Source organism: Luteimonas galliterrae (assembly GCF_023374055.1).
Classification (GTDB): Bacteria; Pseudomonadota; Gammaproteobacteria; order Xanthomonadales; family Xanthomonadaceae; genus Luteimonas_C; species Luteimonas_C galliterrae.
Genome location: NZ_JAMBEP010000001.1, coordinates 2159286 through 2177864, shown reverse-complemented (window position 1 = coordinate 2177864; position 18579 = coordinate 2159286). Strand labels below are relative to the sequence as shown.

The window sequence follows — 18579 nt, the reverse complement described above, 5'->3', positions numbered from 1 at the left end:
GGCCTGGAAGCGGGCCTCGCAAGGCCGCGCATGGCGCTTTCGCCGGTGTTCATTTCCGCCGAATTCAGGCGCGCAGCTCCGCACCGGTGCGCGCGTCGCGGATGGGCGTGGGTCGCGCGAGGCCGGTGGTATCGCCGTCCATGATCCCGTCGACGGCCGCCAGCAGGCCGGGATCGAATTCGCCGCGCGTGCGCGGCGGCGGGGCGCCCGCGGCGTTGGCGCTGGTAGATACCAGCGGACCACCGAAAGCCAGGCACAAGGCGACTACGATCGGATGCGCGCTGACCCGCACCGCGATGCCGTCGTGCGCGCCGGTAATCCAGCGCGGCGCCTGGCGGTGGGCCGGCATCACCCACGTATGCGGGCCGGGCCAGGTCGCGAGCACCTCGGCCAAGCGCTCGCTCGGCAGTGCCGGCAGATCGAGATAGGGACGCAGTTGATCGAGATTGGCCGCGATCAGGATCAGGCCCTTGTCGACCGGACGCTGTTTGATGGCCAGCAGGCGGATGACCGCGGCCTCGTTATTGGGATCGCAGCCCAGCCCCCACACGGCTTCGGTGGGGTAGGCGAGGACGCCGCCGCTTTTGAGGACGTGGGTGGCTTCGGCGAGAGTCGGACTTGAGGTCATTTCGAATGTCGCTTGCTTTTCAGCCGTCATTCCCGCGAAGGCGGGAATCCAGTGACTTTAACGCTGCCACCAGCTCGTTACGAGGCTATTCGCAACTTCGCGCGCCCTCACCCAACTCCGCTCCGCGCCCCGGCCCGCACTTGCGTGCGGGCGCTCAGCCGCACGCGCGGCCGTGCCGCGCAAGCAGTGCGTCTTCGCCCCGCAAGCGGGAGAGGGCCAAAGCAGGACTGCCGCCATTGCGGAAACTGCGGCTTTTTAAGGCTTAAAACGGCGCATCGTCTCCGGACGACGCCGTCGCAGCCTTCTTCGCCGTCTTCTTGACGACTGTTTTTTTCGCAGCCTTTTTTGCAGCCTTCTTCGCCGTTTTCTTGGCGGCCTTCTTGGTTGCGGTCTTCTTGGCGACTTTCTTGGCAGCCTTCTTCGGCGCAGCTTCCTTCTTCGCCGCCGCCTTCTTGGCCCCGAAACGGCCGCGCCCGCGCATCGGCTTGCCGGTTTCCTCCATCAGCTTCTGCACTTCCTCCAGGGTCAGCGACGCGGGTTCGCGGTCCTTGGGAATGCGGCCGTTGAGCTTGCCGTCGCTGATGTAGGGGCCGTAACGGCCGTTCAGCACCTGGATGTCGCTGCCTTCGAAGGCCTTGATGATGCGGTTGCGCGCGATTTCTTCCTTTTCGTTGATCAGGAATACGGCGCGGGCCAAATCGATGGTGTAAGGATCGTCTTCCTTCTTCAGCGACGCGTACACGCTGCCGCGCTTGGCGAACGGACCGAAGCGGCCGATGCCGACGCTTACTTCGTGCCCGCCGTCCTCGCCGAGCTTGCGCGGTAGGCGGAACAGGTCGATCGCGTCTTCCAGCGTGATCGTATGCATGCTCTGGCCTGGACGCAGGCTGGCGAAGGTCGGCTTGTCCTCGTCTTCGGCGGTGCCGATCTGCGCATACGGCCCGTAGCGGCCCAGGCGTACGCTGACCGGCTTGCCCGATTTGGGGTCGGTGCCGAGCTCGCGCGCGCCGGTGGCTTCGCTGCGATCGACCGATTCGGTCTTCTCGTCGACCAGCTCCTTGAACGGGCCCCAGAACCTCTCCATCAACGGCACCCATTCTTCCTCGCCGCGCGATACCGCGTCGAGCTCGTCTTCGAGCTTGGCGGTGAAGTCGTAATCGACGTAGCGGGTGAAATGCCCGCTGAGGAAATTGGACACCGCGCGGCCGACATCGCTCGGCCGGAAGCGCCGGTTCTCGAGTTCCGCGTACTTGCGGAACTGCAGGGTCTGGATGATCGACGAATACGTCGACGGCCGGCCGATGCCGTATTCCTCCAACGCTTTCACCAGCGAAGCTTCCGAGAAGCGCGGCGGCGGCTCGGTGAAATGCTGGTCGGTGTGGATGCGGTCCAGCGGCACGCGCTCGCCGGGCTTCATCGCCGGCAGCTTGCGGCCTTCGTCTTCGTCTTCGCTGGTCTTCTGGTCCTTGCTTTCCTCGTATACGGCCAGGAAGCCCGGATCTATCACGGTGGTGCCGCTGGCGCGGAAGCTGTGTTCGCTGCCGGCGGCCAGGTCGACGCTGACGGTGTTGAGGATGGCCGGCACCATCTGGCAGGCGACGGCGCGCTTCCAGATCAGTTCGTACAGGCGGCGGCCGTCGTCGTCCAGATACTTCGCCACCTGCGCCGGCGTGCGCAGCGCGGAGGTCGGGCGGATCGCTTCGTGCGCTTCCTGCGCGTTCTTGGACTTGGTCTGGTAGAAATTGGGCTTGTCCGGCACGGCCCTGGTGCCGAAGTCGCGCGCGATCACGTCGCGCAGCTCGCTCAGCGCTTCGGCCGACAGGTTCACCGAGTCGGTACGCATATAGCTGATCAGGCCGACGGTGCCTTCGTCGCCGATCGATACGCCTTCGTACAATTTCTGCGCCACGCGCATCGTGCGCGAGGTGGTGAAGCCGAGCTTGCGCGAGGCTTCCTGCTGCAGCGTGGACGTAGTGAACGGCGGTGACGGCCGGCGCTTGCGTTCCTTGCTGGCGACGTCGGTGACGTGCAACGCGCCGTTGGCGGCGGCCACGATGCGGCGGCGCGCGTCCTCGGCGGTGTCGCCGTCGGTAATGGTGAACTGCTCGAACTTCTTGCCGTCCAGCTTGGTCAGCTTGGCGGTGAACGACTGCGACGGATGCGCGCATTCGGCCTCGATCGACCAGTACTCGCGGGCGACGAAGGCTTCGATCTCTTCTTCGCGCTCGACGATCATGCGCAGCGCCGGCGATTGCACGCGGCCGGCGGACAGGCCGCGCTGCACCTTGCGCCACAGTACCGGCGACAGGTTGAAGCCGACCAGGTAGTCCAGCGCGCGGCGGGCCTGCTGGGCGTCGACCAGATCGCTGGCGATCGCGCGCGGCTTCTGCATCGCTTCCTTGATCGCGCGCGGCGTGATCTCGGTGAACACGACGCGCTGCAGGGTCTTGTCCTTGAGCAGGCCGCGTTCCTTCAGGATCTCGGCGATGTGCCAGCTGATCGCCTCGCCTTCGCGGTCCGGGTCGGTGGCGAGATAAATGCCATCGGCGGCCTTGGCGGCCTTGGCGATCGCTTCGACGTGCTTCTCGTTCTTGTCGATCAAGTCGTAGCGCATGCGGAAGCCGTCGGACGGATCGACAGCGCCTTCTTTCGGCACCAGGTCGCGGACATGGCCGTACGAGGCCAGGACGGTGAAATCCTTGCCGAGATATTTGTTGATCGTCTTGGCCTTGGCCGGCGATTCGACGATGAGGAGGTTCTTGGCCATTGCGGGGGAGGTTTCCGGGCGGGCCGTGAAGCCGACGCCAAACATGGGTACAGAAGGCAACGCCCGAGGCAGGTGGCCTCGGGCGTTCAGGTTCTCTCTATTTATAGTGGAATCACGCCGGGGCGGGCCCTGTCAAGCGCCGGGCCAGTCAACCGCGTCTGGAATCACAAATCATCGGGCCCGTTCGAAGCCGGGACTTTGCAGGAACGGCTTTAGCCGCGAGCCTTTCAATCCAACGGCTGGCGATCTGCGGGAAAGGGCTCGCGGCTAAAGCCGCTCCTACGAAAAACGGGTCAGTGCACCGGCTCGGGCTCGTCCGCGAACATCTGGGTTTCCATCCAGGCGTAGGCGGCTTCGGAGCCGGGCTGGTTGAACAGCACCATCAGTACGACCCATTTCAGATCGTCCAGGTCCAGTTCGTCCTGATCCAGCGCCATGGCGCGGTCCAGCACCAGTTCGCGCTGGTCGGCGTCGAGGATGCCGTGCTGCTCCAGGAACAGCAGGAAACCGCGGCATTCCACGTCCAGCTTGTCCAGTTCGGCGCCGAAATAGATGCGGGTCGGGCCGTCGCTGCGCGCGCTGCCTGCGAGCGGGCGCTGCTCGGCCAAAGCATCGAGCCAGTCGAAAGCCTTGCTGATCTCGGCCGGGCTGAAGCCGGCTTGGATCAATCCGTTCTGGAGGGAGTCGCGATCGCGGACGGGATCGGCGTCGTCGGTGAAGTAGTGCTCGAACAGGTACAGCAGTACATCCAGGATGCTCTCTTTCATTTCCCTCGGCCTGCGCCGGTCTCCGGCGCGTTGGGGGACAGGGTCTTGCGGGTGTATCGCCCGTGGTGGTTGCTCACGTGGCCCTCAAGCTCCATGACCAGCAGCATGGAGGACAGTTCCGCGGCCGTCAATCCGGTACGTTCGATCAAACGATCCATACCGGTGGGGTCGTGGCCGAGAGCTGTCCACAAGTTCTGGTAGTCCGGGTCGTCGAGGCGGGTCGGCTGAACGACCGTTTCCCGGGTCTCGACGGGCATAGAAATGGGGGTCTCCAGGCGGCTGCGCAAGGTCGCGGCCAATTCTGCGGCGACCGGGATGACAGCCGCGATCACTTCGTCGGCGCGTTCCACTAGGCAGGCCCCGTCGCGGATCAGCTGGTGGCAGCCGCGGATCATCGGGTTGTGGATCGAGCCGGGCACCGCGAACACTTCGCGGCCGTAGTCGCCGGCCAGCTTGGCTGTGATCAGCGCGCCCGAACGCAGCGTGGCCTCGATCACCAAGGTGCCCAGCGCCAGCCCGGCCAGAATCCGGTTGCGGCTGGGGAACTGCGAGGGCCGCGCCAGCGTGCCCGGAGCATGCTCGCTGACGACCGCGCCGCGAGCGGCGATTTGCGCCATCAATCCGGCGTTTTCGCGCGGATAGGGCACATCCGGGCCGGTGCCGAGCACGGCGATCGTCAACCCCGATTCGACGGCCAGGGCGCCCTGATGCGCGGCGGCATCGACCCCGGCGGCAAGCCCGCTGGCCACCGCGAAGCCGGAAGCGGCCAGCATGTGCGCGAAATCGTAGGCGGTGTCGCGTCCGCCAGCGGTCGGCACGCGGCTGCCGACCACGGCCACGGAGGGATGCCACAGCAGCGCCGGGTCTCCATCCACGAACAGCGCCAGTGGCGGGCTGGGGATGCGGCGCAGTTGGGGCGGATAGTCGGGATCGTGCCAGCCGAGCAGGTGGTGGCCGGGTTGCGCCAGCCAAGCACGGCTCGCGGCGAGCGCGTCGTTATCGGCTCGCTCGAGCGCGTGGATTTGCGCCTCGCTCAATTCGGCTTCGCGCCAGGCGCGCTTGCCCGCGGCCAAGGCGTCGGCAGGGGTGGCGTGGTTGTCCAGCAACCGCCGCCGCGGCACGACCGCGCCGCCGGCGTGATGCAATTTCAGCAGAGCTTCCTGGGATTCGGCGCGCATCGGCCCAGCCTAGGCCCGAAACGACGACGGCGCCCTGGGGCGCCGTCGCATGGAAACGTAGGAAAACCCCGCTCAGTAAGTCGCGTCGGGATGCTTGAGCGAATAGCCCACGCGGGTCGGCTTGATGCCTTCCATCACCAGGCCGTAGCTCATCTTGTCGAAGGTGCGGAACACCATCACATGGCCGGTGAACTCGTCGGGCAGCTGCACGCGCGAGCCCTTGGGCACGGACAGGTCGCTGCGGTCGTCGCCGTATTCGACGCGGTCGATGACCTTGTTGCCGTTGCTCCAGATCGAGAACACGGTGCCGTTGTCGATGCCGTCGCGGGCGCCGGCGGAGATCGCCACCACATCGCGCGGGCCGCCGTAGTTGTTGGCGTCGGCCACGGCCAGCACCTGCGCCTTGCCGACCGGCAACTGGGTCTTGGGCGGATGCGGGAAGAACTGCAGGTCGTAGGCGAGGGCGTCGACCGGAATCACGCGGTCGCCGACGCGGACTTCGCGGCCGACTTCGTCGAGCAGCAGCGTGGTGACCTCGATATTGCCCACTTCGCCGCGGGTCACGGTGCCGGCATTGATGCGTGCCAGCTCGTAGCCGAGCTTTTCCAGCGGACCTTCGGACAGGACCATGTTGGTCCAGCCCGAATTGAAGTCGTTGGTCTGGGTCAGCAGGCGCTTGCCGCGGTAATCCAGATCTTCCTTGAACGGCAGGTACTGGCCGTTGGACATGCGCCGGGTCTGGGTGTACCGCTGGCCCGGACGGACCACCAGGTAACGCTGGCCCGGCTGCGCGCCGGTCAGGCCGCGGACGTAGACCACATGGTTCTGGGTGCCGCGCAGGCGTTCGCCTTCGAGGCTGACCACGTAAGGCAGCTGCTCGAACTCGTCGACGACGCGCATGTCCTTCAGGAAGGCCTCGACCTGATCCAACGGGATCGCATTGATCGGCGCGGCTTCGCTGCGCGGGCCGGGTTGGACGGCCAGGCGATCCAGATAGGCCAGGCTGATCACGTCGCCCGGATAGATCAGGTGCGGATTCTTGATCTGCGGGTTGGCCTGCCAGATTTCAGGCCACAGCCACGGCTTCTTGAGGAAGCGGGCCGAGATGTCCCACAACGTGTCCCCGCGCCTAACGACGTAGGTGTCGGGATGATCGCCGCGCAGCTCTACTGCCGCGGCATAGGTGGCGACAGTCAGCATCGCTACCGCAAAAACCGTACGAAGCCCCCGAGAAAGGCGCTTAAGCATGGCGGCCATGTACCCGCTCCCCTTGAGAATTTCCCCAAACTGCGGGGGCAATATAGCCCACAATCATCGCTACAAGGCAAGCCCGCCGGCGTTACAATCGCACCAGCGCTTGCGCTTGTGACCGATACCCCCATTTTCCAGCCATGGCCCTGCTCCCGATACTCGAATTTCCCGATCCGCGGCTGCGCACCAAGGCGGCGCCGGTGGATCCCTCGCGCCTGGCCGACCCGGCCTTCCAGCGCCTGTTCGACGATATGTTCGAAACCATGTACGAGGCCCCGGGCATCGGCTTGGCGGCCAGCCAGGTCGACGTGCACCAGCGGTTCATGGTGATCGACGTGTCCGAAGAGAAGGACCGGCCGCTCGTATTCATAAACCCGGAAATCCTCGAAAAGGACGGCGAGCAGGTCTACCAGGAAGGCTGCCTGTCGGTGCCGGGCATCTTCGCCGACGTGACCCGCGCCAACCGGATCCGGGTGCGCGCGCTCGACCGCCATGGCCAGCCGTTCGAGCTGGACATCGACGGCCTGCTGGCGGTCTGCATCCAGCACGAGATGGATCACCTGGACGGCAAGTTGTTCGTCGACTACCTGTCGCCGCTCAAGCGCGAGATGGTGCGCAAGAAGCTGGCCAAGCAGAAGCGGCAGGACGCTGCGTAGTCCGCCAAGATATTTCAGCCGTCATCCCGAACGAAGTGAGGGACCTGCTTGTACGCATGTTGCGTCGACAGCAGGTCCCTCACTTCGTTCGGGATGACGCCATAGAGTAGCGAGCATGTCCCTGAGAATCGTCTTCGCCGGCACGCCGGAATTCGCCGTACCTTCGCTCCGCGCCGCGATTTCGCGCGGCGAAGTGGTCGCCGTCTATACGCAGCCCGACCGTCCTGCGGGACGCGGCCGCGAGCTGCAGGCATCGCCGGTCAAGCTCGAAGCGCTGAAGCGCGGCATCCCCGTACTGCAACCGGAAACGCTGAAGACCGAGCTGTCGCGCGACGCCCTGCGCGCATTGAAACCGGACCTGATGATCGTGGTCGCCTACGGCCAGATCCTGCCGCAAAAAATCCTCGACATCCCCGCCTATGGCTGCTGGAACGTCCACGCCTCGCTGCTGCCGCGCTGGCGCGGTGCGGCGCCGATCCAGCGCGCCATCGAAGCCGGCGATCGCGAAACCGGCGTCTGCCTGATGCGGATGGAGAAGGGCCTGGACACCGGCCCGGTGCTGCTGTCGCAGAAACTCGCGATCGGCGACGAGGAAACCGCCGGCGAATTGCACGACCGCCTCGCCGAACTCGGCGCGCAGACCTTGTCCGACGGACTGGGCCTGTGGCGCGCCGGCATCCGTCCGGTGGCGCAGCCGCAGCCGGAAGACGGCGCGACCTACGCGCACAAGATCGAAAAGCACGAAGCCAAGCTCGATTGGTCGCAGCCGTCGCCGACGCTGGCGAACAAAGTGCGCGCCTTCCATCCCTGGCCGATCGCCGAAGGCGAAGTGGCCGGCGAACGCGTGCGCATCCATGCCGCGCAGTCGCTGCCGCTGGCGCATGGCGCCGCGCCCGGCACGCTGCTCGTCGCCGGCCGCGACGGCATCGACATCGCCTGCGGAGAAGGCGCGCTGCGCATCCGCAGCTTGCAGCGCGACGGCGGCAAACCGGTCAGCGCCGCGGATTATCTCAACGCGCGCCGCGACCTGAAAACCGCATGAGCGGCGCCGCATCGCGCGTCGCCGCCGCACGCGTGCTGGACGCGGTGCTGCACCGCGGCCGTTCGCTGAAGGTAGAGCTTGCTGCGGCATTGCCCAAGCTCGGCGATCCGCGCGACCGCGCGCTGGTGGAAGCGATCTGCTTCGCCGCCCTGCGCCAGCGTGCGCGTTACGACGCGGCGCTTAAAGCCTGGATCGCCAAACCTCTGCCCAAGCGCGACGGCGAATTGCGCGCATTGCTGCTCGCCGGTTTCGCCCAGATCGACGCGCTCGGCCTGCCGGCGCACGCGGCCGTCGACGCCACCGTGGAAGCCGCGCGCTCGCTCGGTCGCGCCCATCAGGCCGGCATGGTCAACGCCTTGTTGCGCCGCGCCTTGCGCGAACCCTTGCCCGAAGCGGACGACGCCGACGCGTGGCCCACCTGGCTGCGCGAACGCCTGCGCGCGGACTGGCCGCAGGATGCAGACGCGATCCTGGCCGCCAGCGCCGCGCCGGCACCGGTCTGGTTGCGCGTCAACGCGCAACGTGCGGCGCGCGACGCGTATGCGGCGCAGTTGCGCGAAGCAGGCATCGAAGCGACGGCGCTGCAGGATTTCGCCGATGCTGTACGCATCGACGGTTCGGTGGCTGTGGCCGCGCTGCCGGGTTTCGCGGAAGGCGACGTGTCGATCCAGGACGGCGCGGCGCAACGCGTAGCCGATGCCTTGTCGCCAGCTTGCGGCGCGCGCGTGCTGGATGCCTGCGCCGCGCCGGGCGGAAAATCCGCGCATCTGCTCGAACGCGATCCGTCGCTGGCGCTGACCGCGGTGGATAGCGATGCCAAGCGTTTGCGTAAAGTCGCCGAAACCCTGGCGCGTCTGCAACTCGGCGGCGACGCGGTATTGCGCGCCGCCGACGCCAGCAAGCCAGACACCTGGTGGGACGGCGTCGCTTTCGACGCGATCCTGCTCGATGCGCCCTGTTCGGCGACCGGCATCGTGCGGCGCCAGCCCGACATCCTGTTGCATCGTCGCGAAAGCGATCTGACGGCGGTCGTCGGTTTGCAGGCGCGCTTGCTCGATGCCGCATGGACCATGCTGCGGCCGGGCGGCGTGCTGCTGTATGCGACCTGCTCGATCCTGAAGGCCGAGAACGAAACGCAGATCGAAGATTTTCTCGCGCGCACGTCCGATGCGGCTGCCGAGGACTTGGGCGATCGTTTCGGCCGCGCCGCCGGTGCCGGACGGCAACGCCTCCCCGGCGAGGAGGATATGGACGGTTTCTTCTACTCTCGTTTGCGCAAAGCTCCGTAGAGCCCGCTTTTCGTAGGAGCGGCTTCAGCCGCGAGCTCTACGGCAGGCGCCGCGATCCAAGGAAAAGAGCTCGCGGCTGAAGCCGCTCCTACGAAAAGCGGCTCCCTGCAGGGGCGGGGACATCGGCTCGCGTTTATGATGGCGTCCATGCTCAAGACCCGCGCCTCCCGCGATTTCTGGCTGCTCGCCTTCACCGCCCTGCTCGTGATCGGCGCAGGCCTGGGCCTGCGCGACCCCTGGCCGGCCGACGAGCCGCGTTTCGCGCTGGTCGCCAAGCAGATGGTGGAAAGCGGCGACTGGCTGTTCCCGCACCGCGGCGTGGAACTGTATTCGGACAAGCCGCCGATGCTGATGTGGCTGCAGGCCGCGGCGTACACGGCTCTGCGCGAATGGCGCATCGCCTTCCTGCTGCCGTCGCTGCTCGCCTCGCTGGGCACGCTGTGGTGCGTGTACGACCTCGGCCGCCGGTTTTGGACGCGGCGCGTAGGCCTGTACGCCGCGTGGGCGGTGCTGTTCGCGCTGCAGTTCGCCTACCAGTCGAAGAAGGCGCAGATCGATCCGCTGGTGACGTTCTGGATCACCTTGGCCAATTACGGCTTGTTGCGCCATCTGCTGCTCGGGCCGAATTGGAAGATGTGGTGGCTGGGGTGGTTCGCCGCTGGATTGGGCACGGTCACCAAGGGCGTGGGCGTGCTGGCGCTGGTGATGATCGTGCCGGCGTTGTTCGCGGTATGGCGCGATTGGCCGCGCGTGCGGCTGCACGTCCGCGACGCGCGCTTCTGGCTGGCGCCGCTGGCGTTCGCCGCCGCCGCGTCGTTGTGGCTGGTGCCGATGCTGATGGCGGCGCTGTCGCATCCGGATCCGGCCTATCGCGCCTATCTCGACGACATCCTGTTCAACCAGACAGCGAACCGCTACGCGCGTTCGTGGGACCACGCGCAGCCGCCGTGGTATTTCCTGGGCGTGATGCTGACCATGTGGCTGCCGCCGATGCTGGCGCTGCCGTGGGCCTTGCCGGCGTGGAAACGGCGGTTGCAGCGGCGCGACGCGCGCTACCTGCTGCCGCTGGCCTGGTGGCTGCTGCTGATCGTCTTCTTCTCCATCCCCAGCGGCAAGCGCGACGTCTACGTCATGCCGGCGTTGCCGATGGCCTGCCTGGCGCTGGCGCCGCTGCTGCCGGGCATCGTGCGCAAATTGTGGCCGCGGCGGCTGGCGATCGCATTCGCTGCGTTGATCGCTGGTGTCGCGCTATCGATCGGGTTGACGCTGCTGTTCGGCGATACCTCGTTCGAACGTCGTCTGGTCGAACAGCGCGGCTTCAGCAACGGCGCGCAGGCGCTGGCCTGGTTGTTGGTCGCGATCGGCGCCTGGGGCGCGGGCAGCCTGTTGTGGTTCGGGCGCAGACGCGCGATCGCCGCCATGCTCAGCACGCTGGCGGGGTTGTGGGTGCTGTACGGCGTGGTCGGCTATCCGCTGCTCAATCCTTCCAGTTCGGCGCGGGAACTGATGGAGAGCGTCGCGCGCCGCATCGGCCCGCAGTCGCAACTCGCGCTGGTGGCATGGAAGGAACAGAACCTGCTGATGTCCGCGCCGATGGCGACCACCTTCGGTTTCGTGATGCCGTGGCCGGAACAATTGCGGCGCGGCATCGAATGGCAGAAGCAGGCGCCGCGGACGCGTTGGCTGCTGGTGCAGGAACCGGCGCTGGGGCGTTGCGTGGACCGGTCGAAGGCAGAACTCGCCGGCTTGTCGAATCGTCGCCGGTGGTGGCTGGTGCCGGCGGCGGCGGTCTTGCCGGATTGCATGCCGGAAAAGTCGGACGTGCCCGGTAATGCGGTCGACCCCGATTCCGATTGAAGCCGCTCCTACGAAAAGCCGGCCGCAGAAAAACGGAGTCAGGTCCTCATGCGCAGCAGCCGGTATTTGTCGAACACATAGCGCGTATGCAATGCGTGGTAACGCGCGGCCATCGCGCCATCCAGAAAGCCGCCGCGCAACACATAATTCTTGAGCCAATAGGCAGCCGCGTGCAGCGGCGCCGACAACGGGCCCGCATGGCGGCCCGCGGCGCGTTTCTGGTTCGCCCACAATTGCGCGTAGCGCCGCAGCTTGGCGGCGTACTCGTCGTAGCTGCGCGCGGTGTCGTGCTCAATGCGCGCATCCAGCGTCGCCGTGCGCCGGCCTTGCAGGTCCAGTTTCTCGTGCACTTCGGCGGGGCGGTAACGCAGGTCCGGCAGGAAAAGGCGTTCTACCTTCTCGCGGCCCCAACCGCCGTGACCCAGCGCCGTGCCCAGGAAGTGCGTGCGTCGCAGCAATCGCCACACGTCGGCGCGCTCGATCTCGCCGCTGGCGAACAAGGCCCGCAGCTCATCCGCGGTGCCGTCGCCGAGCCATTCGTCGGCGTCGAGCAGTAATACCCAAGGCTGCGTGGCGCGCGCGATCGCCGCGTTCTTCTGTGCGGCGAATCCGAGCCACGGCTGCTGTTCGACGCGAGCTCCCGCGGCCGTAGCGACCGCGGCCGTATCGTCTTCGGATCCGGAATCGAGCACGATCACCTCGTCGCAGACCGCGGCCAGGCTGGCGACGCAGCGGCCGATCCGGTCCGCCTCGTTCTTGGCGATGACTACGCCCGAGATCGGCAGCTTATGCATGGGGGCATTCACCAGCGCAGCGGCCGCCGCGCGACATCGCGCGCCAGGCGTTCGTACAGCGCGTTCGCCTCGGCGTCCGGCAGATAGCGGATGCGCAGCGGCGGCGCCATCGCGCCGGCGCCGGCGGTATCCAGATGCACGGTCGCCATGCCGAAGCGCCGGTCCAGCGGCGAACGCGTCAGGCGCAGCGCCTGCAGCTTGTCGATTTCGGCGAAACGCCAATGCCGTGACCACCAGCCTTCGCGCACGGCAACCACTTCGTCGTTGACCGCGTAACCGGCGCGGCGCGCATGCTGCCGCGCCACGAACGCGGCCCAAGGCAGCCACAGCAACCCCAGCGCCCCCCACATGCCAAGCCGCCAGAACAGGATCGCGCTGAGCGCGAACGCGAACGCGATGCCGGGAAGCCACAAGCGCAGCCACGCATCGCGATGCAGGCCCGACCAATCGGCAAGCGGCCATCGCGCGCGCGGCAACAGGTGCTGCAGGAGCGCGTCGCAAGCCGGCGGCGTGGCGACCGGCGCTAGTTCGCCCATGCCGCGGGTGTCGTCCTGCTTGCCGGCTACCGCAGTGTCGATCTGCAGCGTGCGGCGCTTGAGCAAGCGGTGCACGATGCCTTCGCGCAAGGTCCAGGCCTGGATGCGGCGCCGCGGCACGCTGGTGCGCAGTTTCGTCAGCAAACCGCGCTCGACGGTCAGGCGCCGGCCCTGCCGCACTAGGCGGAAGCCGAAATATTGCAGCAGCGCCAGCAGCATCGAAAACAGCCGCATCAGCGCGATGAAGCCCAGCACCAGGCTCAAGCCGGCGAGCGCGTATTCGGCCGGCCCGAAATGATGGCTGCCGGCGTAACCGAACAGCATTTTACCGGCGCTTTCGAACAGGTTCGGGATCAGCCGCGGGCTGAATTGCGACGACGCGGCCACGGCGCCGCCGACCACGATCAGGCCGCGATTGGAGATCAGCCCCAGGCGCAGCACTTCGGCAAGCGGCAGCTGCAGCAGCAACTCGCCTTGTTCGTCCGCCGCTTCCGCGCCCGCAACGTCCGCCGCCGCGGCGCCGCGGCGGCGCAGCAGCGCCTCCAGCGCCATCGCATCGGACAGTTTCAGCACGCGCATCTGCGCTTCGGGCTTCTCGCCGCCGGCCGATTCCAACCGCACTTCGGCCACGCCGAAAATCCGGTGCAGCAGCGACTGGTGCAGGGCGACGTTGTGTATCCGCGCGAACGGAATCTGGCGCAGGCTGCGGTGCAGCAGGCCGCTGCGCACCACGAGGCGATCGCCGTCGATGCGGTAGCGGTAGGTGAAGTATTGCCACACCGAGGCCAGCGCCAGCACGCCGACGCCGATCAGCGGCCACAATTCGTTACGGTCGCCGCGGCCGAAGAAGAACAGCGCGATCAACGGCACGATGAACTGCTTGAGCTGCTTGATCAGCACGAACAGCCACGACAGCGGATGCAGCCGCCGCTCCGGCGACGCGCCTTGCGCGGGCATCGGCTCAGGCGTCGTCATCGTCGTCGATCTGGTGGGCCAGTCGGTCGCGCAGGGTTTCGGCATCGGCCTCGTCCAGGCCGGTGACGGACACCGCGCTGTTGCGGGTTCCTGCCGTATGCACGACCAGCGTCGCCAGCTTGTAGCGGCGTTCCAGCGGGCCGTGCTTCAAGTCCAGATGCTGCACGCGCGAGGCCGGCACGCGCGTCTCGCTGCGCAACAGGTTGCCGCGCCGCAGCGCGAAGCCGTCCGCATCCAGTTTCCAGCGCGTGTAGCGGTATTGCTTGCGCGCCAGCCAGACGCCGAACAAAGGCAGTGCGACTAGTTCGATCAGCGCCGCCGTCAGCGCCAGCGACCGCGTCGGCATCAGCAAGCCGATCGGAACCATCGCGACCAGGGCGATCATGCCGAAGCCGAGGATATTGGCCAGCACGAACAGGTTGAGCGCGCGCGGCGGCAGCGGTTGCCAGCCGTTGCCAACCGTGGGCGGTGCGTTGTCGGCGGGCGTGTCGCTCATCAATGCGTTTCCAGGTCCCGGTACGGGTTGGTTTCGCCGCTGTCCGGCGGACGCAGCGTATAGCGCTTGTAGGTCCACTGGTACTGGGCCGGATCGCGGCGTGCGATGCGCTCGACGGCAGCGTTCAAGGCGGCCACGCCTTCGCGCGGATCGTGCGAGGCGATCGCGGGCGGCGCGGGTTCGATGCGCAACGCGAATTGCGGGCCTTCGCCCAGCCGCTCGCAATAGGCGAACAGCACGGCGGCGCCGCTGCGTTCGGCCAGGCGGTTGAGCAGGGTCATGGTCAGCGCCTGCCTGCCGAAGAACGGCGCGAATTCGCCGTCGCCGGCCTTGGGTTGCTGGTCGGGCAGGATGCCGGTGACGCCGCCGACCTTCATCAGTTTCCACAACTGGCGCACCGCGGGGCCTTCGGCGCGGATCTGGGTGACGCGGTCGCCGTCGTCGGCGCGAACGATGCGCAGAAAGGCTTCGCCGACGGCCGATTGCGGCGGGCGATACAGGATCGAGATCGGCGTCTTCGCGGCCAGCCACTGGTTGAGCAGTTCCCAGTTGCCGTAGTGCGGTGCGGCGACGATCAGGCCTTTGCCCGCGGCGACGGCGGCGTCGAACAGGTCCACGCCGTGGTTTTCGCGGATCAGCGCGAGGTTTTGCGCGTGGGGGCGGGTCCACAGGCGCATGGTTTCGAAGGTTTGGCGTGCGGTGGCGCGCAGGATCGCGCGGTGCATGCGGTTGCGTTCGTCCGCAGGCAGCTGCGGATAGGCGATTTCGAGATTCCGGCGCGCGACGCGGCTTTCGCGCACGTCGAGCATGCGCATCGCCGCCGCCATCGCGTCGCCCATGCGCATCAGCCACGACCAGGGCATGCGGGTCAGGCTGGCGACGAAGATGTACAGCAGGCGGGCCGCGAAATCGGTCATCGGATCAGTCTAGCGGGTGGCTGGGAAGAGTGAGCGCCGATAGGCGGTCAATCGATTCTGCCGATCTCGCTTCCTCCTAATATTGCAAAGAGGGGGCGGTTTTGAAAAAGGACCGGGGGGGTTGCTTCGGCTCTGTGGAGCGGAGCTCGCTCCGATGCTCTTCGCTCTTAGGCCGTTCGCTTTTAAGCCGTTGCTCTCATGCCGTCATCCCAGCGAACGCTGGGACCCATCTTGCTCTTGCCCTAAAGCCGTCATCCCGGCGAAGGCCGGGATCCAGGCCTGCGTCCTCGCGGGTGCGCTGCGACTCTCGCCATGGAAAAAGGCTTCCGCGCTACGCGCGGGTCACTTTCTTTGTTGGCCCAAAGAAAGTAACCCAAGAAAGGGCCTGAACTGCGGTGCGATGGGTCGCGACTGTAAGTCCGCCAGCGGACCTGCTTTCGTCGTGGGTGACCTTCTTACGCAGGTACTAGATTTTGATTCGCAGCGTATGGGTGACGTGGCTTTTGCGGAGTTGCGCTAAGGAGGCGTTCTGATCGATCGCCTCGGATCTGAATGTCGAAGCGACGGAGGAATCCCGAGGGCTAGCGAGCGGTGGCCAAGAACACGAGGTAACCCCTTCGCCGGGATACCTTCCAAAGGCCCTTTTTCTTTGGTTACTGTTCTTTTTGGGCCCCACAAAAAGAAAGCATGCCCTGAGCTTGCCGAAGGGTCACTCGGCCGCGGTTTTAGCGGACGAAACCCCGGCCTGGAAGGCCGGCAGGTCGCCACAACCCCCAAGCCAAGGCAGCGGAGCAAGCTCTGCTCTACAGAGCCAAAGCAAATCTCCCTCGGTCCCTCTTTTTCAAAGAGGGGAGACAAGCCAGCGCGCGGGATCTCCGCCTTCGCGGAGATGGCGACCTGAAAACAAAGAGCAGCAAGCCTCGCGCTACAAATCAAAGACACCGATACCGGCTTTTACCGGGACGACGGGCATGAGAGGCTTCCTCGATTCCCGATTCCCCGATGCCGCCCATGCTCGCCTTGATCCAGCGCGTCACCCAGGCCTCGGTCGTCGTCGACGGCGACACCGTCGGCGCCATCGGCCCCGGCCTGCTGGCCCTGATCGGCGTGGAGCCCGGCGATGGCGAGGGTCAAATGGCCCGCATGGCCGAACGTCTGCTCGGGTACCGGGTATTCGCGGACGAAGAGGGGCGGATGAACCGTTCCCTGGCCGATACCGGCGGCGGGTTGCTGCTGGTCAGCCAGTTCACCCTGGCCGCCGATACCCGCTCCGGCATGCGCCCAAGCTTCAGCACGGCGGCGGCGCCGGCCGAAGCTGAACGGATTTTCGACCAATTGGCTGCGATCTGCCGCGAAAAACATCCGCCAGGGGTGGAAATCGGACGGTTCGGTGCCCATATGGTGGTCAGCCTGGTCAATGACGGCCCGGTGACCTTCCTGCTGAAGTCCTGACCCGGACCGCAGGCTGGTATAATTACGGGTTCACTTTCTCTCCCGGTGGCGCCGCACATGGCCAACGAACGTCAGGCCCCCCAGTCCGACATCAAGCAACTGATCAGCAAGGGCCTGGAACAGGGTTACTTGACCTATGCCGAGGTCAACGACCACCTGCCGGACGACCTGGTCGATCCCGAGCAGATCGAAGACATCATCGGCATGATCAACGGCATGGGCATCGAGGTGCATGAAATCGCACCGGATGCCGAAACGCTGTTGCTCGCCGGCGCCAGCGACGGCGGCCGCGAAGTCGACGACACCGCGGCCGAAGAGGCCGCGGCCGCATTGTCCGCGCTCGATACCGAAGCCGGCCGCACCACCGACCCGGTGCGCATGTACATGCGCGAAATGGGCACGGTGGAGCTGCTGACCCGCGAAGGCGAAATCGCCATCGCTAAGCGCATCGAGGAAGGCCTCACCCAGATGCTGTCGTCGCTGGCCAGCTTCCCCTGGTCGGTGAAGCTGCTGCTGGACGACTACGACTTGCACAAGGCCGGCAAGAAGCGCTTGGCCGAAATCGTCGCCGGTTTCAACGACGTCGAAGAGGAAGTCCCGGAACCGCCGGCGGTCGAAGTCAGCGATGCCGACGTCGAAGCCGACGAAGAAGAAGACGACACCGCCGCCGATGCGGAAGAAGCCGGCCCCACCGGCCCGGATCCGGTCGAAGTCGCCAACCGCATGGAGGCGCTGGGCCAGCTGTACGTCAAGTTCGAGAAGGCCTACGCCAAGAACGGTCCCAGCCACAAGACCGTGGTCAAGTTGCGCCAGGACATGGCCGACCTGTTCATGACCTTCAAGCTGCCCCTGCCGCTGACCGACACCCTGGTGCGCAAGCTGCGCGAAGTGGTCGGCCAGATCAAGGAACACGAGCGCCGCATCCTCGACCTGTCCACGCGCGTGGCCAAGATGCCGCGCAAAGACTTCATCCGCGCCTGGGAAGGCAACCAGACCAACCTGGAATGGGTCGACGAAGTCCTCAAGCGCAAGCAGAAGTGGTCCTCGGGCCTGCGCGACGTCAAGGACAAGATCATCGCCGAACAGGAAGCGACCATCGCGACCGAAAAGGCGCTGCACCTGACCTTGGCCGACATCAAGGAAATCAGCCGCGCCATGGCTTACGGCGAGGCGAAGGCGCGCAAGGCCAAGAAGGAAATGGTCGAAGCCAACCTGCGCCTGGTGATCTCGATCGCCAAGAAGTACACCAACCGCGGCCTGCAGTTCCTGGACCTGATCCAGGAAGGCAACATCGGCCTGATGAAGGCGGTCGACAAGTTCGAATACCGCCGCGGCTACAAGTTCTCCACCTACGCCACGTGGTGGATCCGCCAGGCCATCACCCGCTCGATCGCCGACCAGGCGCGCACCATCCGCATCCCGGTGCACATGATCGAGACGATCAACAAGTTGAACCGCATCAGCCGGCAGATGCTGCAGCAGTACGGCCGCGAGGCGACGCCGGAAGAATTGGCGAAAGAGATGGACATGCCCGAGGACAAGATCCGCAAGGTCATGAAGATCGCCAAGGAACCGATCTCGATGGAAACCCCGATCGGCGACGACGAGGATTCGCATCTGGGCGATTTCATCGAGGACACCAACGTCGAGTCCCCGATCGAGAACACCACCAACATCAACCTGTCCGAAACCGTGCGCGACGTGCTGGCGGGCCTGACGCCGCGTGAAGCCAAGGTGCTGCGCATGCGCTTCGGCATCGACATGAATACCGACCACACGCTGGAAGAAGTCGGCAAGCAGTTCGACGTCACCCGCGAGCGCATCCGCCAGATCGAAGCCAAGGCGCTGCGCAAGCTGCGTCATCCGAGCCGGTCGGAGCAGCTGCGCAGTTTCCTCGATATCGAATAAGCGATCGCCGCAAGCACCAAACGAAAGCCCCGCCTAGTGCGGGGCTTTTGTTTTCTCCCCCTTTGA

At 66.1% G+C, this 18579-nt stretch carries 15 protein-coding genes; 6 read left to right on the top strand and 9 right to left on the bottom strand.

The annotated features are described in order from the left end of the window. Nucleotides 1-64 precede the first annotated feature (64 nt). From tsaC to M2650_RS09960, 5 genes are all read right to left on the bottom strand, one after another. The gene (gene tsaC, locus M2650_RS09980; protein WP_249473818.1) at nt 65-628 is read right to left on the bottom strand and encodes an L-threonylcarbamoyladenylate synthase type 1 TsaC; all 564 of its coding nucleotides are present in this window, start codon (nt 626-628) and stop codon (nt 65-67) included. A 262-nt stretch (nt 629-890) separates the two neighbouring features. Further along, nucleotides 891-3395 carry a DNA topoisomerase I gene (locus M2650_RS09975; RefSeq protein WP_249473817.1) on the bottom strand — a complete coding sequence of 835 codons (2505 nt, stop codon included), beginning with the start codon at nt 3393-3395 and terminating at the stop codon, nt 891-893. Between the two features lie 293 nt (nt 3396-3688). Continuing rightward, complete coding sequence (locus M2650_RS09970) at nt 3689-4162, bottom strand: DUF494 family protein (RefSeq protein WP_249473816.1); 474 nt, start codon at nt 4160-4162, stop codon at nt 3689-3691. After that, on the bottom strand, nt 4159-5340 hold the full coding sequence (gene dprA, locus M2650_RS09965) for a DNA-processing protein DprA (RefSeq protein WP_249473815.1): 1182 nt from the start codon (nt 5338-5340) through the stop codon (nt 4159-4161). Before dprA ends, M2650_RS09970 begins: the two co-directional genes overlap by 4 nt. A gap of 72 nt (nt 5341-5412) precedes the next feature. Continuing rightward, a complete protein-coding gene (locus tag M2650_RS09960) occupies nt 5413-6588 on the bottom strand; it encodes a LysM peptidoglycan-binding domain-containing protein (protein WP_249474367.1) in 1176 nt (391 codons plus the stop codon). Nucleotides 6589-6731: 143 nt separating this feature from the next. On the opposite strand from M2650_RS09960, the gene def reads away from it, so the two are divergent. From def to M2650_RS09940, 4 genes are all read left to right on the top strand, one after another. Continuing rightward, nucleotides 6732-7247 (top strand): peptide deformylase, encoded by a 516-nt coding sequence (gene def / locus M2650_RS09955; protein WP_249473813.1) that lies wholly within the window; start codon nt 6732-6734, stop codon nt 7245-7247. Between the two features lie 121 nt (nt 7248-7368). Continuing rightward, entirely contained in the window at nt 7369-8289 is a 921-nt protein-coding gene (fmt, locus tag M2650_RS09950) for a methionyl-tRNA formyltransferase (RefSeq protein WP_249474365.1), read from the top strand. Continuing rightward, nucleotides 8286-9578: a 16S rRNA (cytosine(967)-C(5))-methyltransferase RsmB gene (rsmB, locus tag M2650_RS09945; protein WP_249473812.1), complete on the top strand. Its 1293-nt coding sequence runs from the start codon at nt 8286-8288 to the stop codon at nt 9576-9578. The genes fmt and rsmB overlap by 4 nt, the downstream gene beginning before the upstream one ends. Before the next feature lie 147 nt (nt 9579-9725). Further along, entirely contained in the window at nt 9726-11435 is a 1710-nt protein-coding gene (locus M2650_RS09940) for an ArnT family glycosyltransferase (RefSeq protein ID WP_249473810.1), read from the top strand. A 38-nt stretch (nt 11436-11473) separates the two neighbouring features. Here M2650_RS09940 and M2650_RS09935 read toward each other — a convergent pair whose 3' ends face one another. Genes M2650_RS09935 through M2650_RS09920 form a run of 4 tightly spaced genes read right to left on the bottom strand, consistent with a single transcriptional unit; the run spans nt 11474 to nt 15153 of the window. Then, entirely contained in the window at nt 11474-12229 is a 756-nt protein-coding gene (locus M2650_RS09935) for a glycosyltransferase family 2 protein (RefSeq protein ID WP_249473809.1), read from the bottom strand. Between the two features lie 8 nt (nt 12230-12237). Continuing rightward, on the bottom strand, nt 12238-13740 hold the full coding sequence (locus M2650_RS09930) for a PH domain-containing protein (RefSeq protein ID WP_249473807.1): 1503 nt from the start codon (nt 13738-13740) through the stop codon (nt 12238-12240). After that, nucleotides 13727-14236 carry a PH domain-containing protein gene (locus M2650_RS09925; protein WP_249473805.1) on the bottom strand — a complete coding sequence of 170 codons (510 nt, stop codon included), beginning with the start codon at nt 14234-14236 and terminating at the stop codon, nt 13727-13729. The genes M2650_RS09930 and M2650_RS09925 overlap by 14 nt, the downstream gene beginning before the upstream one ends. Further along, nucleotides 14236-15153, bottom strand: coding sequence for a lauroyl acyltransferase (locus tag M2650_RS09920; protein WP_249473803.1), 918 nt, complete (start codon nt 15151-15153; stop codon nt 14236-14238). The genes M2650_RS09925 and M2650_RS09920 overlap by 1 nt, the downstream gene beginning before the upstream one ends. Nucleotides 15154-16164: 1011 nt before the next feature. Between M2650_RS09920 and dtd the strand changes: the two genes are divergently transcribed. Together dtd and rpoD are read left to right on the top strand one after the other, a co-directional pair. After that, nucleotides 16165-16605, top strand: coding sequence for a D-aminoacyl-tRNA deacylase (dtd, locus tag M2650_RS09915; protein WP_249473800.1), 441 nt, complete (start codon nt 16165-16167; stop codon nt 16603-16605). 57 nt (nt 16606-16662) lie between these two features. Then, nucleotides 16663-18513, top strand: a complete 1851-nt coding sequence (gene rpoD / locus M2650_RS09910; RefSeq protein ID WP_249473798.1) for an RNA polymerase sigma factor RpoD — start codon at nt 16663-16665, stop codon at nt 18511-18513. The last annotated feature ends 66 nt before the right edge of the window (nt 18514-18579 follow it).

Excerpts from the sequence above, each read along its gene's own strand:
- M2650_RS09920 (WP_249473803.1), bottom strand. The coding sequence starts at position 15,153 with ATGACCGATTTCGCGGCCCGCCTGCTGTACATCTTCGTCGCCAGCCTG.
- rsmB (WP_249473812.1), top strand. The coding sequence starts at position 8,286 with ATGAGCGGCGCCGCATCGCGCGTCGCCGCCGCACGCGTGCTGGACGCG.
- def (WP_249473813.1), top strand. The coding sequence starts at position 6,732 with ATGGCCCTGCTCCCGATACTCGAATTTCCCGATCCGCGGCTGCGCACC.
- M2650_RS09960 (WP_249474367.1), bottom strand. The coding sequence starts at position 6,588 with ATGCTTAAGCGCCTTTCTCGGGGGCTTCGTACGGTTTTTGCGGTAGCG.
- dprA (WP_249473815.1), bottom strand. The coding sequence starts at position 5,340 with ATGCGCGCCGAATCCCAGGAAGCTCTGCTGAAATTGCATCACGCCGGC.
- tsaC (WP_249473818.1), bottom strand. The coding sequence starts at position 628 with ATGACCTCAAGTCCGACTCTCGCCGAAGCCACCCACGTCCTCAAAAGC.
- M2650_RS09970 (WP_249473816.1), bottom strand. The coding sequence starts at position 4,162 with ATGAAAGAGAGCATCCTGGATGTACTGCTGTACCTGTTCGAGCACTAC.
- rpoD (WP_249473798.1), top strand. The coding sequence starts at position 16,663 with ATGGCCAACGAACGTCAGGCCCCCCAGTCCGACATCAAGCAACTGATC.
- dtd (WP_249473800.1), top strand. The coding sequence starts at position 16,165 with ATGCTCGCCTTGATCCAGCGCGTCACCCAGGCCTCGGTCGTCGTCGAC.
- M2650_RS09925 (WP_249473805.1), bottom strand. The coding sequence starts at position 14,236 with ATGAGCGACACGCCCGCCGACAACGCACCGCCCACGGTTGGCAACGGC.
- M2650_RS09935 (WP_249473809.1), bottom strand. The coding sequence starts at position 12,229 with ATGCATAAGCTGCCGATCTCGGGCGTAGTCATCGCCAAGAACGAGGCG.
- M2650_RS09940 (WP_249473810.1), top strand. The coding sequence starts at position 9,726 with ATGCTCAAGACCCGCGCCTCCCGCGATTTCTGGCTGCTCGCCTTCACC.
- M2650_RS09930 (WP_249473807.1), bottom strand. The coding sequence starts at position 13,740 with ATGACGACGCCTGAGCCGATGCCCGCGCAAGGCGCGTCGCCGGAGCGG.
- M2650_RS09975 (WP_249473817.1), bottom strand. The coding sequence starts at position 3,395 with ATGGCCAAGAACCTCCTCATCGTCGAATCGCCGGCCAAGGCCAAGACG.